This is a genomic window from Staphylococcus sp. HMSC036D05 (assembly GCF_001836225.1).
Lineage (GTDB): Bacteria > Bacillota > Bacilli > Staphylococcales > Staphylococcaceae > Staphylococcus > Staphylococcus caprae.
Window position 1 is genome coordinate 632,161 of record NZ_KV827781.1, and the last position, 25,384, is coordinate 657,544.

Annotated in this window: 23 protein-coding genes; 2 read left to right on the forward strand and 21 right to left on the reverse strand. The window is 33.8% G+C overall.

The window, feature by feature from the left end; translation table 11 throughout:
- Position 1 precedes the first annotated feature (1 nt).
- Genes rsmB through HMPREF2580_RS07580 form a run of 3 tightly spaced genes read right to left on the reverse strand, consistent with a single transcriptional unit; the run spans position 2 to position 2,719 of the window.
- Entirely contained in the window at positions 2–1,309 is a 1,308-nt protein-coding gene (gene rsmB, locus HMPREF2580_RS07570; protein ID WP_070831678.1) for a 16S rRNA (cytosine(967)-C(5))-methyltransferase RsmB, read from the reverse strand.
- A complete protein-coding gene (gene fmt, locus HMPREF2580_RS07575; RefSeq protein WP_070832602.1) occupies positions 1,306–2,238 on the reverse strand; it encodes a methionyl-tRNA formyltransferase in 933 nt (310 codons plus the stop codon). Before fmt ends, rsmB begins: the two co-directional genes overlap by 4 nt.
- The gene (locus HMPREF2580_RS07580) at positions 2,231–2,719 is read right to left on the reverse strand and encodes a peptide deformylase (protein WP_002442482.1); all 489 of its coding nucleotides are present in this window, start codon (positions 2,717–2,719) and stop codon (positions 2,231–2,233) included. Before HMPREF2580_RS07580 ends, fmt begins: the two co-directional genes overlap by 8 nt.
- 217 nt (positions 2,720–2,936) lie before the next feature.
- On the opposite strand from HMPREF2580_RS07580, the gene HMPREF2580_RS07585 reads away from it, so the two are divergent.
- Complete coding sequence (locus tag HMPREF2580_RS07585) at positions 2,937–3,140, forward strand: TM2 domain-containing protein (RefSeq protein ID WP_002442481.1); 204 nt, start codon at positions 2,937–2,939, stop codon at positions 3,138–3,140.
- Positions 3,141–3,205: 65 nt separating this feature from the next.
- On the opposite strand, the gene HMPREF2580_RS07590 is transcribed toward HMPREF2580_RS07585, so the two are convergent.
- From HMPREF2580_RS07590 to gmk, 5 genes are all read right to left on the reverse strand, one after another.
- Entirely contained in the window at positions 3,206–4,072 is an 867-nt protein-coding gene (locus HMPREF2580_RS07590) for a hypothetical protein (RefSeq protein ID WP_070831681.1), read from the reverse strand.
- Positions 4,073–4,282: 210 nt separating this feature from the next.
- On the reverse strand, positions 4,283–6,691 hold the full coding sequence (gene priA, locus HMPREF2580_RS07595) for a primosomal protein N' (protein ID WP_070831684.1): 2,409 nt from the start codon (positions 6,689–6,691) through the stop codon (positions 4,283–4,285).
- Entirely contained in the window at positions 6,691–7,890 is a 1,200-nt protein-coding gene (coaBC, locus tag HMPREF2580_RS07600) for a bifunctional phosphopantothenoylcysteine decarboxylase/phosphopantothenate--cysteine ligase CoaBC (RefSeq protein WP_070831687.1), read from the reverse strand. The genes priA and coaBC overlap by 1 nt, the downstream gene beginning before the upstream one ends.
- A gap of 223 nt (positions 7,891–8,113) precedes the next feature.
- Positions 8,114–8,326 carry a DNA-directed RNA polymerase subunit omega gene (rpoZ, locus tag HMPREF2580_RS07605; RefSeq protein WP_002442473.1) on the reverse strand — a complete coding sequence of 71 codons (213 nt, stop codon included), beginning with the start codon at positions 8,324–8,326 and terminating at the stop codon, positions 8,114–8,116.
- Positions 8,326–8,949, reverse strand: coding sequence for a guanylate kinase (gmk, locus tag HMPREF2580_RS07610; RefSeq protein WP_002442471.1), 624 nt, complete (start codon positions 8,947–8,949; stop codon positions 8,326–8,328). Before gmk ends, rpoZ begins: the two co-directional genes overlap by 1 nt.
- A gap of 301 nt (positions 8,950–9,250) precedes the next feature.
- On the opposite strand from gmk, the gene HMPREF2580_RS07615 reads away from it, so the two are divergent.
- A complete protein-coding gene (locus HMPREF2580_RS07615) occupies positions 9,251–10,948 on the forward strand; it encodes an Rqc2 family fibronectin-binding protein (protein WP_002442469.1) in 1,698 nt (565 codons plus the stop codon).
- 61 nt (positions 10,949–11,009) lie between these two features.
- Here HMPREF2580_RS07615 and HMPREF2580_RS07620 read toward each other — a convergent pair whose 3' ends face one another.
- From HMPREF2580_RS07620 to HMPREF2580_RS07680, 13 genes are all read right to left on the reverse strand, one after another.
- Positions 11,010–11,411: a VOC family protein gene (locus HMPREF2580_RS07620; protein WP_070831690.1), complete on the reverse strand. Its 402-nt coding sequence runs from the start codon at positions 11,409–11,411 to the stop codon at positions 11,010–11,012.
- Between the two features lie 549 nt (positions 11,412–11,960).
- A complete protein-coding gene (locus HMPREF2580_RS07625; protein ID WP_044466288.1) occupies positions 11,961–12,185 on the reverse strand; it encodes a hypothetical protein in 225 nt (74 codons plus the stop codon).
- Positions 12,186–12,213: 28 nt separating this feature from the next.
- Positions 12,214–12,825 carry an orotate phosphoribosyltransferase gene (pyrE, locus tag HMPREF2580_RS07630; RefSeq protein ID WP_070831692.1) on the reverse strand — a complete coding sequence of 204 codons (612 nt, stop codon included), beginning with the start codon at positions 12,823–12,825 and terminating at the stop codon, positions 12,214–12,216.
- Positions 12,826–13,518, reverse strand: a complete 693-nt coding sequence (pyrF, locus tag HMPREF2580_RS07635; protein ID WP_070831695.1) for an orotidine-5'-phosphate decarboxylase — start codon at positions 13,516–13,518, stop codon at positions 12,826–12,828.
- A 34-nt stretch (positions 13,519–13,552) separates the two neighbouring features.
- Positions 13,553–16,726, reverse strand: a complete 3,174-nt coding sequence (gene carB / locus HMPREF2580_RS07640) for a carbamoyl-phosphate synthase large subunit (RefSeq protein ID WP_070831698.1) — start codon at positions 16,724–16,726, stop codon at positions 13,553–13,555.
- On the reverse strand, positions 16,719–17,819 hold the full coding sequence (locus tag HMPREF2580_RS07645; RefSeq protein WP_002442458.1) for a carbamoyl phosphate synthase small subunit: 1,101 nt from the start codon (positions 17,817–17,819) through the stop codon (positions 16,719–16,721). The genes carB and HMPREF2580_RS07645 overlap by 8 nt, the downstream gene beginning before the upstream one ends.
- Positions 17,820–19,097 (reverse strand): dihydroorotase, encoded by a 1,278-nt coding sequence (locus HMPREF2580_RS07650; protein WP_070831700.1) that lies wholly within the window; start codon positions 19,095–19,097, stop codon positions 17,820–17,822.
- Between the two features lie 18 nt (positions 19,098–19,115).
- Positions 19,116–19,997 carry an aspartate carbamoyltransferase catalytic subunit gene (locus HMPREF2580_RS07655; RefSeq protein WP_070831703.1) on the reverse strand — a complete coding sequence of 294 codons (882 nt, stop codon included), beginning with the start codon at positions 19,995–19,997 and terminating at the stop codon, positions 19,116–19,118.
- Between the two features lie 26 nt (positions 19,998–20,023).
- Positions 20,024–21,331, reverse strand: coding sequence for a uracil-xanthine permease family protein (locus HMPREF2580_RS07660; RefSeq protein WP_002442452.1), 1,308 nt, complete (start codon positions 21,329–21,331; stop codon positions 20,024–20,026).
- 232 nt (positions 21,332–21,563) lie between these two features.
- A complete protein-coding gene (gene pyrR, locus HMPREF2580_RS07665; protein WP_002442450.1) occupies positions 21,564–22,091 on the reverse strand; it encodes a bifunctional pyr operon transcriptional regulator/uracil phosphoribosyltransferase PyrR in 528 nt (175 codons plus the stop codon).
- A gap of 475 nt (positions 22,092–22,566) precedes the next feature.
- On the reverse strand, positions 22,567–23,484 hold the full coding sequence (locus tag HMPREF2580_RS07670) for an RluA family pseudouridine synthase (RefSeq protein ID WP_070831706.1): 918 nt from the start codon (positions 23,482–23,484) through the stop codon (positions 22,567–22,569).
- Positions 23,485–23,496: 12 nt separating this feature from the next.
- Positions 23,497–23,973, reverse strand: coding sequence for a signal peptidase II (gene lspA, locus HMPREF2580_RS07675; RefSeq protein WP_002442446.1), 477 nt, complete (start codon positions 23,971–23,973; stop codon positions 23,497–23,499).
- A gap of 175 nt (positions 23,974–24,148) precedes the next feature.
- Entirely contained in the window at positions 24,149–24,946 is a 798-nt protein-coding gene (locus HMPREF2580_RS07680; protein WP_002442444.1) for a VOC family protein, read from the reverse strand.
- Positions 24,947–25,384 lie beyond the last annotated feature (438 nt).

Sequence of the window (25,384 nt, forward strand, 5' to 3'; positions counted from 1 at the left end):
CTTAACTTTCCTTTCTTCTAATTTGAGTTATAAAGAATCCATCTGAGTCAAAATCTTGAGGGAGTATTTGTAGTGTATTGACTTCCTTTCCGGTAACAGGGTGTTGGAAAGGTTCAAATTCAAACTCTTCATTTTGCTTTAGAAATGTATAAATTACATTTTCATTTTCCATTTGTTCTATTGTACACGTAGAATACACAATTGTTCCACCAGGTTTGATATTACGTTTAATATTCTCTAATATTTGTAACTGCAATTCAACAAGTGATTGGATACTTTCTTTCGATTGTGTATATTTTATTTCAGGTTTATGTCTTAATACACCTAAACCACTACATGGTGCATCAACAAGTATCTTGTCATATGTCCGAGTATACGGTTCAGTTGCATCATGTTGAAATGCGCTAATATTATCTAATTTTAATTTTTTAATATTAAAGTTAATTAAATCGATTTTATGAGTGTGGATATCTGTAGCATCAACATGACCTTCAGGTGATAATATTTCCGCCATATGACACGCCTTACCACCGGGCGCACTGCATGCATCTAAAACAACATCATTTCTACCTAAATTCATGATATGAGCAACCATCATAGAACTTTTATCTTGAATAGAGACATAGCCATCTTTAAATGCTCTTGAATTGATAATAGGTTGACCAGTGATATGAAGACAGAACGGTAATATTTCATCTTTCTCTACATTAAATCCTTCTTTTTCTAATTCAGCAACAATTGAATCAACTGAACCTCGAGAAATATTCACTCTAACAGTTGTCTTTACTGGTTCTAAAAATGATTGCGCAATCGCTTCTGTTGTTTCAATACCATGGTGTGTTACCCAATGATCAACTATCCATTTAGGAATGCTATATTCAATAGCAATACGTTTCTTGTCGTCTTTAATTTCATCAAATTGAGGTAGTTCATTTCTCATGATTGAACGTAATATCCCATTAACAACATTGCCGTTGTGAAAGCCACCTCTATGTTTTGCAATATCTACTGCTTCATTGATAATGGCATGATTAGGAACTTTATCCAAATAAACATATTGATATATACTCATCCATAATAGTTGTCGCATCCAACCTTTAATTTTAGTTTTGACAAAAGGTTTCAAGATATAATCTAATGTATACTTTCTTTTAATAGTTCCATAAACAAGTTCTGTATATAAATTCCTATCCACTGTTGAAATCTCATTCGAAGAAAGGACTTCGTTAATTTTTAAATTACTATATGCGCCATCATTGAGAACCTGTTGAATGGTATCAAAGGCATATCCTCTTACTGTATTCATCATATCAGTTGCTTCCCTACTAAGGACTCTTGAACACCACTTAAATAGTTAGCAACAGGCATACGTTTTTTACCAGCAAGTTGAATTTCTGTCAAAGCAATCGCGTCATCTGTTCCTGTTCCAATAATCATTGCTTTCTTTGTTGTTTCAATAATAGTTCCAGGTGTCCCTTTTTTATTTTTTATTACGTGAGCTGCATAAAGTTTAAGATTTTTATCGTCCATCGTCGTATAAGCCACTGGCCATGGTGATAATCCACGAATATGATTGTGGATGGCTTGTGCACTTTGATTCCAATCAATTCGCTCATCTTCCCTACTTATATTTGATGCAAATGTTGCTTGAGTTCCGTCTTGAGGGATGCTTTCATTTTTACCATTGATAATAGAAGGAAGCGTATCTTTAAGTAAATCGGCACCAAGAAAGCTTAATTTATCATGCATTGTTCCAACGTTATCTTCTTCTTCAATACTTATAGCTTTTTGAGAAATAATATTACCCGCGTCGAGTTTTTTTACCATATACATAATTGTGATACCTGTTTCTTTTTCACCGTCAATAATAGCCTGATGAATAGGCGCCCCGCCACGATATTTAGGAAGAAGTGAGGCGTGGACATTGATTGCTCCCAAACGTGGTGATTCAAGAAGCGATTCGGGAAGTAATTGGCCAAATGCAGCTGTGACAATTAAATCAGACTCAAGATTTAATAATTCATCAAGTTCTGAAGACCCTTTTAATTTTTCAGGTTGATAAACTGGAATATTATGTTCAACAGCCACCTTTTTTACAGGGGGTGGTGTTAGTAATTTTTTACGTCCTACTGGGCGGTCAGGTTGCGTCACTACTGCAATGACCTCATGTTCAGCAATTAACATTTCTAATACTTTAGTTGAAAAGTCAGGTGTTCCCATAAAGATAATCTTACTCATTTTCAAAATATGCCTCCACTTCATCTTCATTTAATAAACGATTTGCTTTCTCAGTAAAAAGGATACCATTCAAATGATCTATCATATGTAGAATCATACGAGCCACATCATCGTAAGCAGTCAGTTCTACTTGATTGCCATTAACATCAGAACTTTGTATCACAATCATTTTACTTCTATTAACTTCACCAAACGTATTTGGTAACGTAATTGAACCTTCTAAATCAGTAATCATTTCATCTGACTGACTTTGGACTACAGGATTTATCAATTGAAGAAGACCATCCATCTCCATATCAATTAATGCCACACGTTGATTAACATTAATTTGAGGCGCACATATAGCGGCTGCTTCTTCCGCATACAATGTATCCTCTAAATCCTTTAGTAACAGGCTTAAGTTTTCATCAAATTCGGTAACAGGTGCTATTTCTTTTTTTAATATTGGATGTGATGATTTAACCAATTTCTTTCTTGTCATGATTATGGCTCCTCATTAAAATTCATCATATCATTATAACTTACTTGTATTGAAATTGCGACCTTTCTTAGGAGTGTCTTTATAGATATTTTAAATTATGCAACTTTAGACTGAAATTTATTATTGTGAAAGTGAATTAATTGATTTTAATTTTGTAAATAATAGAATATTAAGTAAGGAAACAAGTTACTAAACATAGCAAACAGAGGTGAATATAATGGAAGTAAATAAAGTGATTTATATTTTATTAGCAGTATTTTTAGGTAGCTTTGGTATTCATAAATTTTACGCTGGCAAATCATTCCAAGGAATTATGCACATTTTATTCTGTTGGACAGCTATCCCTCATATCTTAGCTATAATTAGTGCAATTTTAACACTATTTAGACCAGCAGATGAAAATGGTAATGTAACAATGTAAGAATATTAAACAAAGTGGCGTATCAATTTTTAAAGTTGGTACGTCACTTTTATATTATTATGAAATTATTTTAAAAATTGTAAGATTAAAGTGATTAAGCTTAATACAGATGGTATAGTTAGACCTAATAAAAACCTTGATGTTTTGATTTTATTTTGCTCAATTTCTTGTTTAAATAAATGAAGCGCATTTTCAATCTTAAAATCAATATTTACAGATTGGTTTTCTATTTCTTTTTTTAATTCTTTTGTAGTAAGTGTTAATTGTTCAAACTTTTTATTTCCAACCTCAAACTTTTGATTCATTTCCTGACGCAGTGATGTGAACTTCTGGTCCATTTTTTGGTCCATCATTGTGAACTTCTGGTCCACACCTTCAAACTTTTTATCCATTTTTTGGTCCATCATTGTGAATTTCTGGTCTACACCTTCAAACTTTTTGTCCATTTTTTGATTCAGCGAAGCCAACTTCAGGTCCACGCCTTCAAACTTTTTGTCCATTTTTTGATCCATCAATGTGAACTTTCTATTATTAATTTCAAACTTTCGATTTAGGTCTTTATGTGTCAACCCGAAATTGTAATCCACAACTTCAAACCTTTTGTCCATTTTTCGGTCTAGATACGTGAATTTATTCTCCAATTTTTCAAGTTTGTTATCTATATTTTGATTCATAAACATAAACTTATTGTTCATCTCTTTATTAAGCCTATCAAAGCGAAATGTTATGTGGTTATTCATTTCCTTAAATCTTTGATCAACTTGATTAAATCTTTGATCAACATTTATGAATAATTGATTATCTATTCTATTTTCGAATTTCATTAATCGTTGATCAACATTTTTAACTTTCAGATTTACATTTTCAAATCTACTATTTAGATATTCTTTAAACTCTTCATAAGGATTTGGCAAAATTTGTGTTTTTTGCATGGTATTTACCTCCATTAATAAAATTTTAGATGCTGATGACTTGATGCTTGAGTAACTATTTATTTTATTAAGGGAATATTAAACATAGTGTTTTGGTGAAATTACACCCTATTAATATTCAAATTATACCACGTTGTAAAAATTTATAATAGTATATTTTTTTGTTTATATAAAAAACCTACTCAATTAAGAGCAGGCTTGATTACCATCTTACATCATCATCTGAGGATTAATATCGATTTTTAAAGATAATTTCTCTTTTACGTATTGTTCATGATAATAATCATCTAAATATTGTAGTGCATGATGTAACTGTGGTTCTCTTTTATACTTCACTAAAATTTGAAAACGATATTCGTTATTAATACGTGCTAATGCCGCAGGTGAAGGCCCTAGAACTAAAGCTTTATCAGTCAAATGTTGTAATAAAATCTGATGTATATGTTTGGAAGCTTCCATCACTTTTTTCATTTCTTTATGAGAAATTGTAAAATTAATTAAGAAATAATATGGTGGGTATTTACCTAATTTACGATAATTCATTTCTTTTTGATAAAAAGTAAGGTAATCATTTAATTTAACATCTTCAATCGCATAATGATCAGGATTATAAGTTTGTATAATTACCTGCCCTTCTTTCTCATGACGTCCAGCTCGACCTGAAACTTGTGTTAAAAGTTGATAAGTCCGCTCGCTAGCTCTAAAATCAGGTAAATTAAGCATTGTGTCTGCATTTAATACACCTACAAGTGTGATGTTAGGATAATCTAAACCTTTTGCAATCATTTGTGTCCCTAATAAAATATCTCCGTTTCCCGCTTCAAATTCATTTAATAATTTCTCATGTGCACCTTTTCTAGACGTTGTATCAACATCCATACGTATAATTCTTGATTCTGGAAATTCTTGTTGCAATAATTCCTCGACACGTTGCGTACCTGTCCCAACTTGTCTTATGTGGTCACCTTCACAGTTAGGGCAAATATTCGGAGGTGTTTCTTGGTATCCACAATAATGGCATTTTAGTTGATCCGTCGTTTTATGATAAGTCAAAGAAATATCACAGTTCGGGCATTGCGGTACATAACCACAATCCCTACATAACATAAAGGAAGCATAACCTCTTCGATTAAGAAACAAAACAATTTGTTCTTGTTTGTCTAAACGATCTTGAATTGCATTTCTAAGTTCATTAGAGAACATAGAGCGATTTCCTTCACTTAACTCTTCACGCATATCTACTATATCAATGTGTGGTAACGCTTGATTATTCACCCGATTTGGTAAAGATAATAATTCATAAACATCTTTCTCTGCTCTAGCATAAGATTCTAAGCTAGGCGTTGCACTTCCAAGTATTACCGGACATTGATGATATTGACTTCGCCACTTGGCTATATCTCTCGCATGATATCTTGGATAGTCTTCTTGTTTATATGTAGATTCGTGTTCTTCATCAATAATGATGATTCCTAAATTTTTAAAAGGCGCAAACACACTTGAACGCGCACCAACACTCACACGAGCACGACCATCTCGAATTTTCTGCCATTCATCATAACGTTCCCCGTTTGACAAACCTGAGTGAAGTACGGCGACATCATCTCCAAATCGGCGTTTAAACCTTAATACCATTTGAGGGGTTAAAGCAATTTCTGGTACTAACATCATTGCTTCTTTACCTTTATTCAAAACTGTTTCAATCGTTTGTAAATAGATTTCAGTTTTACCTGAACCTGTCACCCCATGTAGTAAAAATGTTCTCGCTTCTTCATTATCGATTTTATTTTTTACTGCATCATACGCTTGTTGTTGATCTTGAGTTAAATCTCTTTTTTCTTCTTTTTCAAATATACGATTTGCAAAAGGATCACGATGGACTTCAGCATCATATTTTTCTATATATCCTTTTTTAATCAGGGCATCTAAACTTGATTTAGAAAAACCCATCTCTTCTATCTCTTTCAGAAACACCGTACGATGAGATTCTTCTAATAAAAACGCATATAAATCATACTGTTTTGCATATTTCTCAAGTAAACTTAATACATCATCACCATTATAATCCTCTATAACCGCTACAGCTCTTTGCGTTTTCTTTTTAATATTTTGAGATAATATCGTTACTTCTTGAACAAGATTTTCTTTCATTAGCGTAAACATATCATTTAAATCATCATTTTGTTGTGCATCTTTATATAAATAGCGACCATCTTTATTAAACTTTTTTAATATGGATTCGGATATATCACTACCATTTATCACTTCAAATGCTTTACTATACTTTGCTTTAATTGCACTCGGCAACATCGCTTCTAACACAGAAATACGTTTAGTAACGTGATAGTGGCTCATCCACTCACTCAACTTTATTAATTCAGCTGTAAGTTCAGGCTGAATGTCCTGAACTTCTTTAATCTCTTTAAGTTTTGTGATTTCAACACCTTGGTCTGGCTCATTTTGAATGTCCATGACATAACCTTGAATTGTCCGAGGTCCAAATGGAACTATCACTCGTACACCGATTTGTATTCCATCTTCTAAGCGTTGCGGTACAATATAATCGAATTTGAAATCAACACTTTTGGATGGTATATCAACAATTACTTTTGCAATCATTATTGCCACCTAGTTTCTAATTCTTCTAATATTTGTTTCGCTAATTCTACTTTTTTACCTTTCTTAATATTTACCATATCTTTATTTTTAAAATGCATTGTTAATTCATTGTCATCAGAACTAAATCCGATAGACTGGTCTCCTACATTATTTGAAATAATGACATCTGCATTTTTACGTGCCAATTTATCTTGTGCATAGGCTTCAATGTTTTGTGTCTCAGCGGCGAAACCGACCAAGTATTGATGTCGCTTATTGTCACCTAAATATTTTAAAATATCCTCTGTACGTTTGAATGTGACAGATAATTCTCCTTCTTGCTTTTTCATCTTATGTTGAAGCACATCTGTAGGAGTATAATCTGAAACAGCTGCTGCTTTAAAGACGATATCCTGTTCTGCATATCTTTCCTTAACAGCGTTAAACATATCTTCAGCGCTTTGAACGTGTATCACTTGCATGCCACTAGGATCTGACAATTGAGTAGGTCCAGTAATTAAGATTACATCCGCACCTTTATCTCTTAAGGCTTCAGCAATTGCAAAGCCCATTTTCCCTGAAGAACGATTTGACACATATCGTACCGGATCAATAACTTCAACCGTTGGTCCAGCTGTCACTAGTGCTTTCTTTCCTGAAAATGAACTCTTAGATTTCACCTCTTTATTATCAAAAAACTGATGAATCACAGACACAATTTGCAAAGGCTCTTCCATTCTGCCTTTAGCTACATAACCACATGCTAAATAACCATCTCCAGGTTCTATAAAGTGATAGCCATCTCCTTTTAAAACAGCAATGTTATTTTGAGTACGAGGATTCTCATACATATGAACGTTCATTGCTGGTGCTACAAATTTAGGAGTTTCTGTAGCTAATAAAGTAGAGGTAATCATATCATCAGCGATGCCGACACTTAATTTAGCAATAGTATTTGCAGTTGCAGGTGCAATAATGATTGCATCTGCCCAGTCTCCTAATGAGACATGTTGAATCTCTTGAGGTGTTTCTTCCTTGAACGTATTTGTATAAACAGGATTTCTACTAATTGCTTGGAAAGCAAGTGGTGTTACAAATTCTTGTGCATTATCAGAAAGCATGACTCTTACTTCGTAACCAGCTTGAGTGAGCTTACTTGTTAAATCAATTGCTTTGTAGGCTGCGATACCCCCGGTTACAGCTAATAAAATATGTTTCATGTTTAAATCTCCCTTGATACTATACTTAAAAACATACATTTCACTACTTAGAATTTAAAATTCTTGTTCATTTAGTGCGTAATAACGTACTTTAAATTTAATTTAATTATACACAAATGCGTTTCATTATTAAAAAACACACCTTATTCAATTTATGGATCACATATCTAAAACATGTGTCCTCAATAAGGTGTGTCAAAATAATAAGTTGAAAATATCAATCTTAACCTAAATACTCTTCAGGTATAACAGGAACGATTTTACCGTCAGCGATTTCTTCTAAAGCTCTACCTACAGGTTTAGCTGAATGATAGTTTTCTAAAAGTGCTGTTTCGTGTTTTTCATCTAATTCACGTGCTCTTTTAGCAGCAGTTGTCGCAATAAGATATTTAGAATTAATTTTAGCAGTAAGTTGATTTAACGGTGGATTTAACATTATTTTTTTGCCTCCAATAACATTTTTCTATATTTAGCTTCGATACGTTCTCTTTTCAAGTGTTCAGCTTCTACGATAGACTGAATTCGATTCTTTGCAAGTTCAACTTCATCGTTGACTACTACGTAATCGTATAGATTCATCATTTCTACTTCTTTGCGCGCTTCATTAACACGGCTTTGAATCTTCTCATCTGATTCAGTACCTCTTCCAACTAAGCGCTCTCTTAAGTCGTCAAGACTTGGCGGAGCAAGGAAGATGAACAGTGCATCAGGGAATTTCTTTCTAACTTGCTTTGCGCCTTCAACTTCAATTTCTAGGAACACATCATGACCTTGATCCATAGTATCTTTCACATATTGAACTGGTGTACCATAATAGTTTCCAACGTACTCCGCAAATTCAATAAATTGATCGTCCTTAATTAACGCTTCAAATTCTTCTTTCGTTTTGAAAAAGTAATCTACACCATCAACTTCACCTTCGCGCATGTTACGAGTTGTCATTGATATAGAATACTTATATGAAGTAGTGGGATCATCAAAAATCTTTTTTCTTACAGTTCCTTTACCAACACCAGAAGGACCTGAAAGAACAATTAGCAATCCTTTTTCATTATCCATGCCTTACGACCTCTCTAAGCTATTCTTCTATTATTTAAATATAATATCATACCAAACTAATGAATGTATAGAGTCACTTAATGATGTTAATCATTTAGTGACTCTTAATGCATTAACTCCAGTTAATGTAATCCTTTTTATTTTCTGAAAGATAATTAGTACTCCTTAATGCATTAACTTTAGTTAATGTGATCCTTTTATTTTTAAAAACAGCATACTTATATCAATACTTTAACAATGACCATACTGTTTACGCATGTTACAATATGATGAATGAAAAATTTTAAGGTGGCAGATAGTTATGGCATACGATGGCTTATTTACTAAAAAGATGATCGAATCACTACAAGATTTAGTTTCAGGTCGCATTCATAAAATTAATCAACCAGAAAACGATACAATAATTATTGTAGTACGACAAAATCGTAAAAATCATCAGTTACTTTTATCTATACATCCAAGCTTTTCAAGATTACAAATTACTAATAAAAAATATGACAACCCATTTGACCCACCTATGTTTGCACGTGTATTTCGTAAACATCTTGAAGGTGGCTTTATACAAAATATACGACAAGTCGGTAATGACCGTCGCGTAGAAATAGACGTTCAAAGTAAGGACGAAATTGGCGATACAATGTATCGAACAATTATTTTAGAAATCATGGGCAAACACAGTAATCTTATACTAGTGGATGAAAATCGCAAAATCATAGAAGGTTTTAAACATCTCACACCAAATACAAATCAATATCGTACTGTAATGCCCGGTTTTGAATATGAAGCTCCACCAAGCCAAAATAAATTAAATCCATATGAGGTTTCAGGTCAAGAAGCATTAAAATATATTGATTTTAATTCAGGTAAAATTTCAAAACAATTATTAAATACATTTGAAGGTTTTAGTCCGCTTATAACAAATGAAATAGTCAGTCGTCGACAATTTATGACACAAGACACATTGCCTGAAGCTTATGATGAAGTGATGGCAGAAACGCTATTAGCGCCAGTTCCCCTTTTCCATAAGAATCATGAAACAGGTAAAGAAGATTTCTATTTTATGAAACTCAATCAATTTTACGATGATATAGTACAGTATGACTCTCTTAATGATTTACTCGATCGTTATTATGATGCTCGAGGAGAGCGCGAACGTGTCAAACAACGTGCCAATGATTTAGTAAGATTTGTGCAACAGCAATTACAGAAACAGCAAAATAAATTAAGCAAACTAATAGACGAATACGAAAGCGCTAAAGATAAAGAAACCCAGCAACTTTATGGCGAACTCATTACAGCGAATATTTATCGAATTAAACAAGGCGATGAGTCGGTAACAGCATTAAATTACTACACGGGAGAAGAAGTTACAATTCCACTTAACCCAACTAAATCACCATCAGTCAACGCACAGTATTATTACAAACAATATAATCGTCTTAAAACACGTGAACACGAACTTGATCATCAAATTCAATTAACAAAAGAAAACATTGATTATTTTTCTAATATTGAACAACAACTAGATCATATTACTGTTGATGACATAGATGATATTCGTGACGAATTAGCTGATCAAGGCTTTATGAAACAACGTAAAAATCATAAAAAGAAGAAAAATGCTCAAATCAAATTACAAACTTATCGTTCAAGTGATGGCGACACAATTTTAGTAGGTAAAAATAATAAGCAAAATGATTATTTAACTAATAAAAAAGCTCAAAAATCTCACATTTGGTTCCATACTAAAGATATACCAGGTTCTCACGTTGTCATATTAAATAATCATCCGAGCGAAGAGACAATCAAAGAAGCCGCAATGATAGCGGGTTACTTTTCTAAAGCGGGAAATTCAGGTCAAATACCAGTTGACTATACAGAAATTAGAAATGTTCATAAACCTTCAGGTGCAAAACCAGGCTTTGTAACATATGATAATCAAAAAACGTTATACGCAACGCCTGATTATGACAAAATACAACAAATGAAAGAATCATAAAAAAATAAATTCCGTATGGCTCTGTCATAGTGTGCCATACGGAATTTTTTAAATTGCTGATTTATTCTGGTAATGCGAGTTGGAAGCTTACGCCAAATTTATCTTGTACCCACGCAAATTCTCTAAATGGTGGCATCTCTGTTTTAGGCATTAAGATAGCGCCTTCCTTTTTCAAGCCACTAAATAAGCGTTCCATTTCCATCGCATCCTTAACAGTGACATATAATGACATCGCAGGATTCATAGGTAACTCTTCTCCATTATTAGCGTCTATCGCCATGAAAACTTGTCCATTCAATGTAAATATGGAATGTTGAACTGATCCAGGCGTACCTGGACCATCTTCATCATATTTCACCATAGTTAATATTTCGCTATCTTCAAATAAACTTGTATATAGATGAATTGCTTCTTCAGCTTGATCATTAAACATTAGAAATGTAGTAATTTTAGGTATTTCCACTTTGTATCTCCCCTAGTTTATATATTTTAATTACTTTACCAATTTAAGTATCTCGTATATTATTTTAACATGATAACTCTTACAATGTAGAATATCGTAAAGCTACAACGCAAATTTTAAAATCTATAATAGAATCACTACAGTTATATCAATTAATTTATTCCTTTCATCACATATTAAATTTAAATATAGAAACATTTCATAAGGAGGCATGATTTACTATGATTATTCACTATGGTTTACCTTTATTAATTTTATTAATCGTCTTACTCATTGGTTGGTTACTGATTAAAGTCTTTATCCGATAATTGTGAGTAGGACAGAAATATTATTTATCTCAATTATTTTCATTGTTCTGCATCCAACTTGTATTATCTGCAGAATTTCTTAAAATAATTCTCTATACTAGCGCTCAGACACCAAGAATGGCTAGGACCGAGAGAATCTTTATATAAATTCACGTTCAATTCAAGCATTTACTGCCAATATGTTAAAGAAGGCTGAAACATTTAATTATGTCTCAGCCTCCTTTTTAATTTCTATTTACTTTTATAATTGACCTTTATGACGTAAATTTTCTTTAGCACGTTTAAATATATCACCTGAGTGCGTAAAAGCATCATCATCTATTGATTTAGATTCAGAGAAATTTTGGATGCTTTCATCCACACTTTTTACAGTTTTCGGGGTTCTATAATCATCTTGTCTCTCTAAAAATTCATTACAATGTTTCATAATGATGTACATGTGATTATTATCATTGTTATGAGCCATTTACTTTCCCCCTTTATATAAACATATATTATGCTAAATTGTCTCTCCAATCAACTAAAGTCTGAATATCTTCTTCAGAAATTTTCCCTTCTTCTCTAGCAACCTCAATCAATTCATTATAATTACTTAAAGTATAGAAAGGTATACCCGCTTCTTTAAATACATCGTCTGCCTTTTTCAATCCATATGTGAAAATGGCTACAACACCTAATACATCAGCGCCTGCGTCTTTTAAAGCTTCAACAGCTGTAACTGAAGAACCACCTGTGGAAATTAAATCCTCAATGACAACGACTTTTTTACCTTCACTTTTTGCACCTTCAATTTGGTTTTGCTTACCATGGCTTTTACTTTTCGAACGTACATAGTTCATAGGTAATTCCATTTTTTCAGAAAGATACGCAGCATGAGGAATACCTGCAGTCGCTGTTCCTGAGACAATTTCCACTTCAGAAAAATGTTTCTCTATCAAGCGCGCTAATCCATCTCTAATCGCATTACGAACTAAAGGATAACCTAACGTGATACGATTATCACAATAAATTGGGGATTTAATCCCAGAACTCCATGTATATAAATCATTAGGAGATAATGAGACCGCTTCTATATCTAATAAAGCTTTTGCAATTTCTTTAGCCATTTAACCTAACCAACTTTCTTTGATATTTTGATAGCTTGATACTGGATCATCACTTTGAGTAATAGGTCTGCCAACCACAATGTGTGTAGAACCTAAGACTTTAGCATCTTCCGGGGTTGTGATACGTTGTTGATCATTTTGCGCAGCACCTTTAGGTCTAATTCCGGGCGTTACTTTCATAAATTCAGGACCTAACTCCTGTGAAATTAATTCTGCTTCAAGCGGTGAGCACACGACACCATCCAACCCAGCTTTATGTGTAAGGCGTGCATAATGAAGTACTGCTTCTTCAATACTAGTTTGAATATTCTGTTCCTCACGTAATTGCGCTTCTGTTGTTGAAGTCAATTGTGTCACTGCAATAATTTTAGTGTCAGGGTTATATTTTCTCAAACCTTTTTTAGCCTCTTCCATCATTTTCAATCCACCAGCAGCATGGACGTTGACCAAATCCACATCTAAACGTGCCAAGCCTTCCATTGCTTTACTGACTGTATTAGGAATATCATGCAATTTTAAATCTAGAAAAATATCATGCCCTCTCTTCTTAAGAGATTGGATAAATTCAGGTCCAGTTTGATAAAACAATTCCATACCAATTTTGACACATAACGCTTCGTCGAATTGATCTAAAAATGTATTAACTTCTTCAGCAGTTTTAAAATCTAACGCGATGATTGGTAAATTTCTCATTTAAATTGCTCCTTCAATCGCTCATTCTTTAACGTTACATGTTTCTCATTGTAAACGTCATACTTTCAATCACATTAGTTAATGCACTTGCAGTATCTAATGAAGTTAAACAAGGCACCCCATTTTCAACAGTCGTACGACGAATTTGGAAACCATCACGTTCAACTTCTTTACCTTTAGTCATTGTATTAATAACAATTTGAACTTCACCATTTTGTATTCGAGTGAGTAAGTCATCCTCGCCACCAATTTTTCCTACAACTTCAACAGGAATATCATTTGATTTAAGTTTGTCTGCAGTACCTTTAGTAGCTAAGATTTTATAACCTACTTCATTTAAGCGATGTGCAATTTTCACAATTTCATCTTTATCTTTGTCACTTACTGTCATCAATACAGTACCATGATCTTTAACTTCTACACCGCTACCTGTAAGCCCTTTGAATAGCGCCTTTTCAAGAGTAAGGTCTTTACCCATCACTTCACCAGTAGATTTCATTTCAGGTCCAAGCGTTATGTCCACATTCTTCAACTTATTAAAACTGAATACCGGAGCCTTAACAAAGACACCTTCTGAGTAAGGTTGGATACCTTGTTGATAGCCTAATTGGTCAAGTTTCTCACCCATGATTGAACGCATAGCAAGTTGTGCCATTTGAATGTCAGTAATCTTACTTAAGAATGGTACTGTACGACTCGAACGAGGATTAACCTCTAACACATATACACCATCATGTGCGATAACAAATTGGATGTTAATTAAACCAATAATGTTTAAACCTTTGGCTAATTTAATCGTGTAATCTTCAAGTGTATCGATTTCTTCTTGTGTCAGTGTTTGTGGTGGATAAACGGCAATTGAGTCACCACTATGCACACCTGCACGTTCAATATGTTCCATGATACCAGGGATGATGACTGTGTCCCCATCGCAAATAGCGTCTACTTCAATTTCTTTACCAGTTAAATAACGGTCAACGAGAACTGGATGTTCAGGGCTTGCTTTTACCGCTTGCGTCATATAATTTTCCAATTCTTGGTCGTTATCAACGATTTCCATTGCACGTCCGCCTAATACGTATGATGGACGAACAACGACTGGATAACCGATTTCACGTGCATTTTCAAGTGCTTCTTTAGGTGATGTTGATGTTTTACCTTGTGGTTGTGGAACATCAATTTGTCGTAATAGCGCTTCAAATTCTTTTCTATCTTCAGCTCTATTTAAATCTTCTAATGATGTTCCTAAGATTTGAACGCCGTGTTTCGCAAGTTTATCAGCTAAATTAATCGCTGTTTGACCGCCGAATTGCACAACGACACCCTTAGGTTGTTCTAAATTAATGATATTCATGACATCTTCTTCAGTTAATGGTTCAAAGTATAATTTATCTGAGATTGAAAAGTCAGTTGAAACTGTCTCAGGGTTATTATTTACAATAATAGCTTCGTAGCCGGCCTCTTGTATCGCCCATACAGCATGTACAGTGGCATAGTCGAATTCTACCCCTTGTCCAATTCGAATTGGTCCAGAACCTAATACAAGTATTTTTTCTTTATCAGTCACGATTGATTCGTTTTCAGTTTCATAAGTTCCGTAATAATAAGGTGTTGTAGATTCAAATTCTGCCGCACATGTGTCGACCATTTTATACACTGGTTTAATGTCATTTTTCACACGTAATTGGTAAACCTCTTCTTCGTTCATATCCCAACGATGCGCGATGACTCTATCACTAAAGCCATAATCTTTCGCATATTTAAGATATTCTAAATCGCCTTGATGTTCTTTTAATTCATGTTCGATATTAATAATATTTTGGAATTTATTTAAGAAAAAGTAATCGATTTTAGTCATTTCATGAATTTCTTCTAAAGTCGTACCTCTACGAATGGCTTCGCCAATAAAGAATAAACGTTCATCATCTTGATGACCAATACGTTCTTTAATGTAATCTAAATCAAAGCTTTCTCCATTTGGTAAACCGAGGTGATGAACACCATACTCTAGAGAACGAATCGCTTTTAATAATGACTCTTCATATGTACGTCCGATGGCCATAACTTCACCAGTGGCTTTCATTTGCGTACCTAACTCACGTTCACCCTTTTCAAATTTATCGAATGGGAAACGTGGAATCTTAGAGATTACATAATCTAATGTCGGCTCAAAGGCTGCATATGATGTACCAGTAATTGGGTTCAACATCTCATCTAAAGTTAAACCTACAGCAATTTTAGCTGCTAATTTCGCAATAGGATAACCTGTGGCTTTAGAAGCTAAAGCTGAAGAACGTGACACACGAGGGTTTACTTCAATAATATAATAATTTAAAGAATGTGGATCTAACGCAAGTTGGACGTTACATCCTCCTTCAATGCCTAAAGCACGAATCACTTTCAACGATACATCACGTAGCATTTGATATTCTACATCTGACAATGTTTGGCTTGGTGCAACTACAATCGAATCACCTGTATGTATACCAACTGGGTCAATATTTTCCATATTACATACGACTATTGCGTTATCATTTTTATCACGCATCACTTCATATTCAATTTCTTTAAATCCTGCGATAGATTTTTCAATTAAACATTGTGTGGCTGGACTATAATGTAATCCGTTACTTACTACTTCCTTTAAGTCAGCATCATTGTAACAGATACCGCCACCAGTACCACCCATAGTGAACGCAGGTCGTACGATTAATGGATATCCCACTTGTTCTTTAAATTCAAAGGCTTGTTCTACTGTATTAACAATATCACTTTCAGGTACTGGTACATTTAAATCATTCATTAATGTTCTGAACATTTCACGGTCTTCCGCTTGTTGAATTGATTCTAGTTCTGTTCCTAAAAGTTTGACATTATTAGCAGCGAGCACGCCACTATCATGTAGTTGTATTGCCATATTTAAGCCAGTTTGACCACCTAATGTAGGTAGCAATGCATCTGGTTGTTCTTTTCGAATGATTCGAGCGATAAAGTCATGTGTTAATGGTTCGATGTAGACTTTATCTGCGATTTCTTTATCAGTCATAATGGTTGCAGGGTTGGAGTTCACTAAGATAACTCGATATCCCTCTTCTTTTAAAGCAAGACATGCTTGTGTACCTGCATAGTCAAACTCTGCAGCTTGACCAATAATAATCGGTCCAGAACCTACTACTAAAATTGTTTGAATATCATCGCGTTTAGGCATTTAAATGACGCTCCTTTTCTTTGAACTCATTCATCATTGTTATAAACTCATCGAATAAATAGTTTGAATCACTTGGTCCCGGTCTTGCTTCAGGGTGATATTGAACTGAAAATGCAGGTAATTGTTTATGTCTTAAACCTTCAACAGTTCCATCATTAAGTGCAATGTGTGTCACTTCTAAATCAGTATCTTTAAGTGAATCACGGTCTATAGAGTAGCCATGGTTTTGACTTGTAATATCAACTTTACCTGTTCGTAAATCTTTAACAGGATGATTGGCACCACGATGTCCGAACTTCATTTTGAAGGAAGTGGCGCCTTGAGATAATGCGAAAAGTTGATGTCCTAAACAAATACCGAAGAAAGGAATTTTGCCTAAAATACCATTAATCATTTCGATTGCGACTTCAACTTCATCGGGATCTCCAGGACCATTTGATAACATGACGCCATCTGGAGACATACCTAAAATTTCTTCTGCAGTCGTATTATAAGGCACAACCGTTACGTTACAACCACGCATATTTAATTCACGAACAATGTTTTGTTTCTTACCAAAGTCGAGCAATACAACGCTTAAATCTGAACCTGTTGAAACATAAGGTGTCTTCGTTGATACTGTTTGAACTTCATCTCTAGGTAGTTCAGCAGTTTTTAAATGTTCAACAAGTGCATGAATGTCATCTTTATTGTCTGTAAATCCAGCTCTTAACACACCATGTTGGCGAATCTTACGTGTGATACTTCTTGTATCCACTCCAGAAATGCCAGGAATATGATATTGAACAAGTACTTCGTGTAATGTTTTTTGATGTCTGAAATTGCTAGGATGTGTGCTTGCTTCTTTCACTACTACACCATTCAATGTCGGTGTTAAAGATTCAAAATCATCACGGTTAATACCGTAGTTTCCAATTAATGGATATGTAAATGTGATGATTTGACCTGTATATGAGGGGTCAGAAATTGTTTCCTGATACCCCGTCATTGCAGTATTAAATACGATTTCACCTATTGTTAAATCATCAGAACCTAGGCGATATCCTTCATAATAAGAGCCGTCTTCCAGTACAAGATAACGTTTTTCAAGCATCTATTTGTCCTCCTCAAATACTACTTCACCTTTAACCATTGTTAATATTGGATTACCGAATACTTTACGACCAATAAATGGCGTATTATCAGCTTTAGATAAGAAATCTTCACTTTTGATTTCTTTTTCGCTATTTAAGTCAATAATTGTTAAATCTGCATAGCTATCTTTATGCAATTTACCGTAATTTAAATTGAAAATTGTCGCCGGTTTAATTGTGAAATAATCGACTAATTGTTGAAGTGACCAGTTACCTCTTCTTACAAAATGAGTGTAAAGTAATGGAAATGCTGTTTCACTTCCGACAATACCAAATGGCGCTTGTGTCATTGGTTGATCTTTTTCTTCTTTTGTGTGAGGCGCATGGTCAGTAGCAATACAATCAATTGTGCCATCTAATAAACCTTCTAATAATGCTTCTCTATCTTCTTTACTTCTTAAAGGTGGATTCATTTTATAATTCGCATCGTCACCTGGTACATCATTTTCAGTTAAAAGTAAGTGATGTGGAGTGACTTCGGCAGTTACATGGATGCCTGCTTTCTTAGCATCTCTAATCACACGCACACTTTCTTTAGTTGAAACATGACATACATGGTAATGGCAACCTGTCGCTTCAGCTAATAACACATCTCTTGCAATTTGAACTGACTCCGCAATGTTAGGAATGCCTGGGATGCCTAGTTCTTCACTACGTTTACCTTTATGCATTGCTCCACCATAAATTAAACTATTATCTTCACAATGGGCTACAATTGGTTTCTTAACTCGAGCTGCTTGTTTCATAGCCGCGTACATCATGCTAGCTTGTTGAACCCCTACACCATCGTCAGTAAATGCAAAGACGCCTTCAAGTGCTAACTCTTTAAAGTCTACAAGTTCTTTACCTGCTTGTCTTTTAGTGATAGACGCGTAAGGTAACACACGCACTTTAGCTGTCTCAGAAATTCGTTCTCTTAATTCTTTAACATGCTCAACTGAGTCTGGTACTGGTCTAGTATTAGGCATTGGGCATATAGTAGTAAACCCACCTCTAGCTGCTGCTTTCGTACCAGTTTCAATTGTTTCTTTGTGTTCCCCACCTGGTTCACGTAAATGAACATGCACGTCAACAAATCCTGGTGCGATTAAATTACCTTTAGCATCAATCACTTCAATATTTGGTGATGATGAATTGATTTTACTACTAATTGTTTTAATACGTTTACCATCAATTAAAATCTCAGTATCTTTTAAGATTCCATTTCTTAAGATCTTTCCATTTTTGATTAATTTCATATTAAAAATAACCCCTTCCTATTTTAAAAGCGCGCTTATGACTGCCATTCTTAAATACATACCATTTTCCATTTGTTTAAAAATACGAGATTTAGGAGCTTCTACTAAATCACTCTTTATTTCAACTCCCCGATTCACTGGAGCAGGATGCATAACAATGGCTTCCTCTTTTAATTTATCATATCTTGCCTGAGTTAACCCATATTGTTGATGATATTCTTCAGCAGCAAAATTTGCTTCACCTGCAATACCGTGTCTTTCATGTTGAACTCTAAGTAACATGACAATGTCCACTTGTTCAATCACATCATCAATATTAACGTATGGTGCCTCTAATGTATCATCTACCCATTCTTCAGGACTAGAGAACATCACATTTGCACCAAGTGCTCTCAAACTATGATAATTACTTCTTGCGACACGTGAATTCTTAATATCTCCACAAATTAAAATATTTAAATTATCAAAAGAACCATATTCTTCATAAATTGTCATAATATCTAGCAAACTTTGAGTAGGATGTTGTCCGCTTCCGTCTCCTCCATTTGCAACTGGAATGTTTAAATTTTCTAATTCCTCATAATACGCATTTTGTGAGTGACGAATGACTAATAAATCCACACCAATACTTTCTAAAGTTTTACAAGTATCGTATAAGGATTCTCCTTTTTTAACAGAAGAGGTACTAGTCTCGAATCTGATAAGGTTTAATCCTAGTTTTTTTTCAGCTACCTCGAAACTACATTTTGTTCTTGTTGAATTCTCGAAGAATAAGTTAGATACGTACTTATCGTTGAATTGAGGTAATGCTTCTTCTCCTGATTTATATTTGCTAGCTGTAGTGATTAAATCATAAATTTCCTCTGTTGATAGGTGTTCCATTGATAATAAATTTTTCATAAAGCGCCCTCCTAATGGATTAAATCTTAATTTTCTTCTTTTTTATCTTTTGGCAAAATTAAATTTAAAATAATTCCAGAAAGTGCGGATAGTGCCATACCTTCAATTTGCAAATTAACGCCGATTCCTTTTAAATTAATCAGTAAATTTCCAATACCTACTACAAGAACTACGGAAGCGATAACTAAGTTACGGTTATTTGAAAAATCAACGTTACTTTCAACTATCATTCGTAAACCACTTGCTGCAATAATTCCAAAGAGTAAGATTGACACACCTCCCATGACAGGTGTAGGAATGGATGAAATCAATGCTGTAAATTTACCTATGAATGCAAGCACGATGGCGATAACTGCTGCACCACCAATGACATAGATGCTATAAATTTTAGTGATGGCGAGTACGCCGATATTTTCACCGTAAGTTGTACTTGGCGGTCCACCAATAATACTTGCGAACATAGTTGAAATACCATCACCAATAATTGATTTATCTAACCCAGGATCTTTGAAAAAGTTACGACCAACAATCTTATTAATCACCATCTGATGTCCGATATGTTCACTTACTGTAACGAATACCACCGGAATCATGACGAGTACCAATCCTAAATGGAAGGATGGCGTATAATCTTTAAATGGTAAATAAATATGTGGAAAATCTAACCACTTAGCTTGAGCGATGGGTGCGAATTTAACTAAGCCCATAAATATAGAGACGATATAACCTACAATGATTCCAATCAATACAGGTATGAGTGATAAAAATCCTTTAAAGAAGCCTTGTACCACGATTGTGACAATCAACGTAATCATTGCTACAAGTAAATAACTTAAATTATAACCTTTCATGTCTGCAGAATTCTCAAACATTGCCATATTGACAGCTGTCGGTGCCAAACTTAGTCCGATAACCATAATGACTGGTCCTACTACAACAGGTGGTAACAAATGCATTAACCAACCTGTGCCACTTAATCTAATAAATAATCCGATGATGACGTACATCAATCCACTCATAAATAACGCTACGAGCATGTCACCTAAACTATGCGTACTTAAACCTGTAATAATAGGTGTGATAAAGGCAAAACTTGAACCTAAATAAGCGGGTATCTTTGCTCTAGTTATCAATATGTAAATCAGCGTCCCAATACCTGACGCAAGTAATGCTGCTGATATAGGTAGATGCGTTAAGAATGGTACTAATACGGTTGAACCAAACATCGCAAATAAGTGTTGTAAACTTAAGAATGCCCATTGTGTTGGTTTTGGTTTGTCTCTGACATCAAGCACCGGTTTAACGGTACGCTCAAACATTTGTTCATTTTCCATGTTCTTCATTTCCTTTCATAAAAAAATCTCTTTACATCAGTGAATGCAAAGAGACTAAAGCGAAATGGATATATAGCGAATTGTTCATTCGCCCACCACATTTCTAATGAAGTATTCCGTTAAGCATGTATTAAATAACGTTTCATTTGTTGATGCTTACATCATTTATTTACCGTTACTTAACTTATTAACTTCACCTTTTTCAGTCTCTCGTACTGCTTTAAAAGGGATATTATTCAATTATGACTGCATTTTGATCATCAATTTCATCTAAATAAACTGAAACGGATTCATCTCGTGCAGTTGGTATATTCTTTCCTACAAAATCTGCTCGAATAGGTAGTTCTCGATGCCCTCGATCGACGAGTGTTGCAAGTCCAATTTTGACCGGCCGAGAATGTAAGAGTATAGCATCTAGTGAAGCTCTCACAGTACGACCCGTATATAACACATCATCAACAATGACCACAACTTTGTCTGTAATATCTATATCGATATCAAAAGCTTTGATGTCTGATTGCTGAGAGACATTGTCGATATCGTCACGAAAATGTGTGATATCAATTGTTCCAGTTGGCACAACTTGTTGCTCAATAGAATGTATCTTATCTTGGATACGATTTGCTAAAAATGCACCTCGCGTTTTTATACCTAAAAGCACTAAATTATCAGTGCCCTTGTTATACTCTAAAATCTCATGTGCGATTCGAGTGATAGTACGTTGTATTGCAGCTTCATCTAAAATGACTCGTTGTGACATCGTTTCACCTCTTTTAAAATGTGAAAAAACCCCATATCTTTAATAAAGACATGAGGTTAAGGTTACACTTAAAGAAATTAAATAACTTATCGTTAATGAAATTTCTTTATATATAGTTACAGAATTTCGTTGAGATTGAATACAGTTGGTTGCATTCTATAACGAAATCCCTTTAAATGTATACTTATTCCTAATTATCATGTCTTCGAAGCCTCTCTGGACTTTCAATTAAAGACTACGCTTTTCTATATTTAAACTGTTATAAGTTTAAAGCTTTTTAAGAAATAAGTCAATACATTCTCTAAAACGATTAGAATAAGCGCACATTAATTTATAAATTGTCGTCAAAATCTAAATATGTGTATCAATGGCGTTTCTAATGGCAAAAGAATACATGTGAATGAAAGTATACGATAAATAAAAATGGCTTAAGACAATTTCTAATTTGAAACCATCTTAAACCATTTATTTACATTTATGCATCTCTTCGTCGAATATCTTCTAATAAATCTTTAAATTCTTTTGGTAATTCTGAACTTCTTTCAATGTATTCATGAGTGACTGGATGTTCGAATCCAATTACACCTGCATGTAAGGCTTGTCCACCAATATCTAATGTTTTCTTAGGACCATATTTAGGGTCTCCAACAAGTGGGAAACCTATATATTTCATGTGCACACGAATTTGATGTGTACGGCCAGTTTCTAATTCACATTCAATTAATGTATAATCTTTAAAATGTTCTAATACATTAAAGTGTGTGACCGCATCTTTGCCATCGTCTACAACAGACATTGCTTGACGATCATTTTTATTTCGACCTATTGGTGCATCTACAGTACCATAGTCATGCGGAATATTCCCATGTACTAAAGCTGTATATTTACGTTTAACAGTTTTATCCATGAGTTGCTCAACTAAACCACGATGCGCAATATCATTCTTAGCAACCATTAATAAACCTGATGTATCTTTATCAATTCGATGCACAATACCTGGACGAATTTCACCATTAATTCCTGATAAATCTTTAATTTGATACATCAAACCGTTCACCAATGTACCTGTGTAATGACCTGGTGAAGGATGAACTACCATACCTTTAGGTTTATACACAATCGCCACGTCTTCGTCTTCATAATAGATATCTAAGTTTAAAACTTCTGGTTGAATATCCGCTTCTACGACTTCCTTTTCCGTGACAATAATATGATCATTCAATTTAACTTTATAATTGGATTTAATCACTTTATCATTTACTTTAACTAAATCTTCTTTAATCCAATCTTGAAGTTGACTACGTGACCACTCATCATTCATTTCAGATAATAGTTTATCTATACGTTGACCGACTTGACTTTCATCGGTAATCTTAAATTCATATGTTTCCAAGTGTGAACCTCCTTATCCCTTTTTAGTAGTATCTTTCAATAGTGCAATAATGACAAAAATCACACCTATCGTTAAACTAGAATCTGCTATATTAAAAATAGGAAAATCATATCCAAAAATATATGTATCTATAAAATCGACAACCTCACCATTAAAAACGCGATCGATAAAGTTACCTAATGCACCTGCAAATAATAAACTAATTGCAACTTGCATAAATAAATTATATTTAGCTTCTTTAATATAAAACAGCACGAGAACGACTAAAATAACTAAAGTGATAATGTAAAAAAATCCCATTTTACCACTCAAGATTCCCCAAGCAGCTCCGTTGTTTCTATGTGAAGTAATATTTAAAAAATGAGGAATAACTTCATAGGAATCACCTATTTTCATTGAAGTAGCTATGATCCATTTTGAAACCTGGTCAAAAATAATGATTAAAATTGCTATAAGAAGTGAGATTCCAATATAATATTTCTTTTTCATTCATGTGCCTCCATTCAATACAACGTCCCTTTTTGACAACACCTAATATTATATCCTACTCAATGGTATAAAAAAAGGTAATGGGCCAGAAATATAATTCTGAAAAATTAATTTTGTCGTCCCACCTTTTCATGGATAAAGTTATCAGGGAAGCCTATGATTTCAGTGCTTATATTCATTGTTCTGTGATGCGATTAAATCTGAAATATAAACCATCTGGCCCTTTTAAATCCTTGTGTGTAGTTTCTGGATAATGGAAATCTATCATCGCCAAACCGTAAGTATTCTCATTATCTACGCGTTTTGTCCCAGATAACCATTGATTCATTGCTAAGTGATTATAGTAATGATTTGAAGCTAAAAATAGAGAATAATCATCCATGTATGCTGATTCCTCTAAACCAAAATAATTAAGATAGTATGATTTAATTTCTGAAATTCTAATCGTCTTGAGATGCAAGGAGCCTAATTTGGCCTCATCTGGTATACCTTGCCATCCTTCGTCAGAAACTTCTTTTAATAATCTAGGCACATTGACAGGAATAATATCCATTTTCACTCTGTGGTCTTCATCATAATTCCAAAATTCAAAATCATGATCAACATAAAATTTTAATGAATTACCCTCTGGATCTTCAATAAACAATGCTGTACCTACACTTTGCTCCCCACCATTTACAGGTATTTCAAAATCACTTAATTGTACTAATAAATCAGCTAGTGAAGATAGCTCTGGTAACAAGATTCCTATATGAAACAGCCCAGCTTCAGACATTAAAGGTTCTCTTCCATTATGAATTTCATTAAATGTAATATATTGATTCGCATGGCCAACTTCATATTGAACAGTCGTCATAGATTCGTTAACAAGATTAAATCCTAAAACTTCTTCATAAAATGCCTTAATCACTTGCTTATCTTTTATATTTATTGTTACACCATTAACAAAATGTGCATCTTTACTATGAAACATCCTACTATCCTCTCAATTTCCAATCACTCTTTATATGTAAAACAATGACTTCACTATTATCATATTTTTAATATTATGCCTAAAATTACACATAAATTCAAATTTTTGCTTTGAAATATTTTGTTTAAAAGATTTTTGAAATGTTAGAGAATTTGAAATTAAGAGATTCACTTAGATGACTTTGTATTGTCAATAAAATAGATCTAATATTCTTTGTCATAGAATCTTTGACCAACTATAAAAAAGAAGCCAATGAGCGTAGGACAAAAATACATTTTAGCAAAAATTATTTTTGAAGTCCCAACCTCATCGGCTATTTGCATTTATTTTAACTCATATTCTTTTTTATAATGTTTCGGTTTTTTATCATATTTATCTTTTAAAACAGCATCTCCCGTCACTCTATTTCCTTCGTCAAGAGAATAAGTATATGTGTTA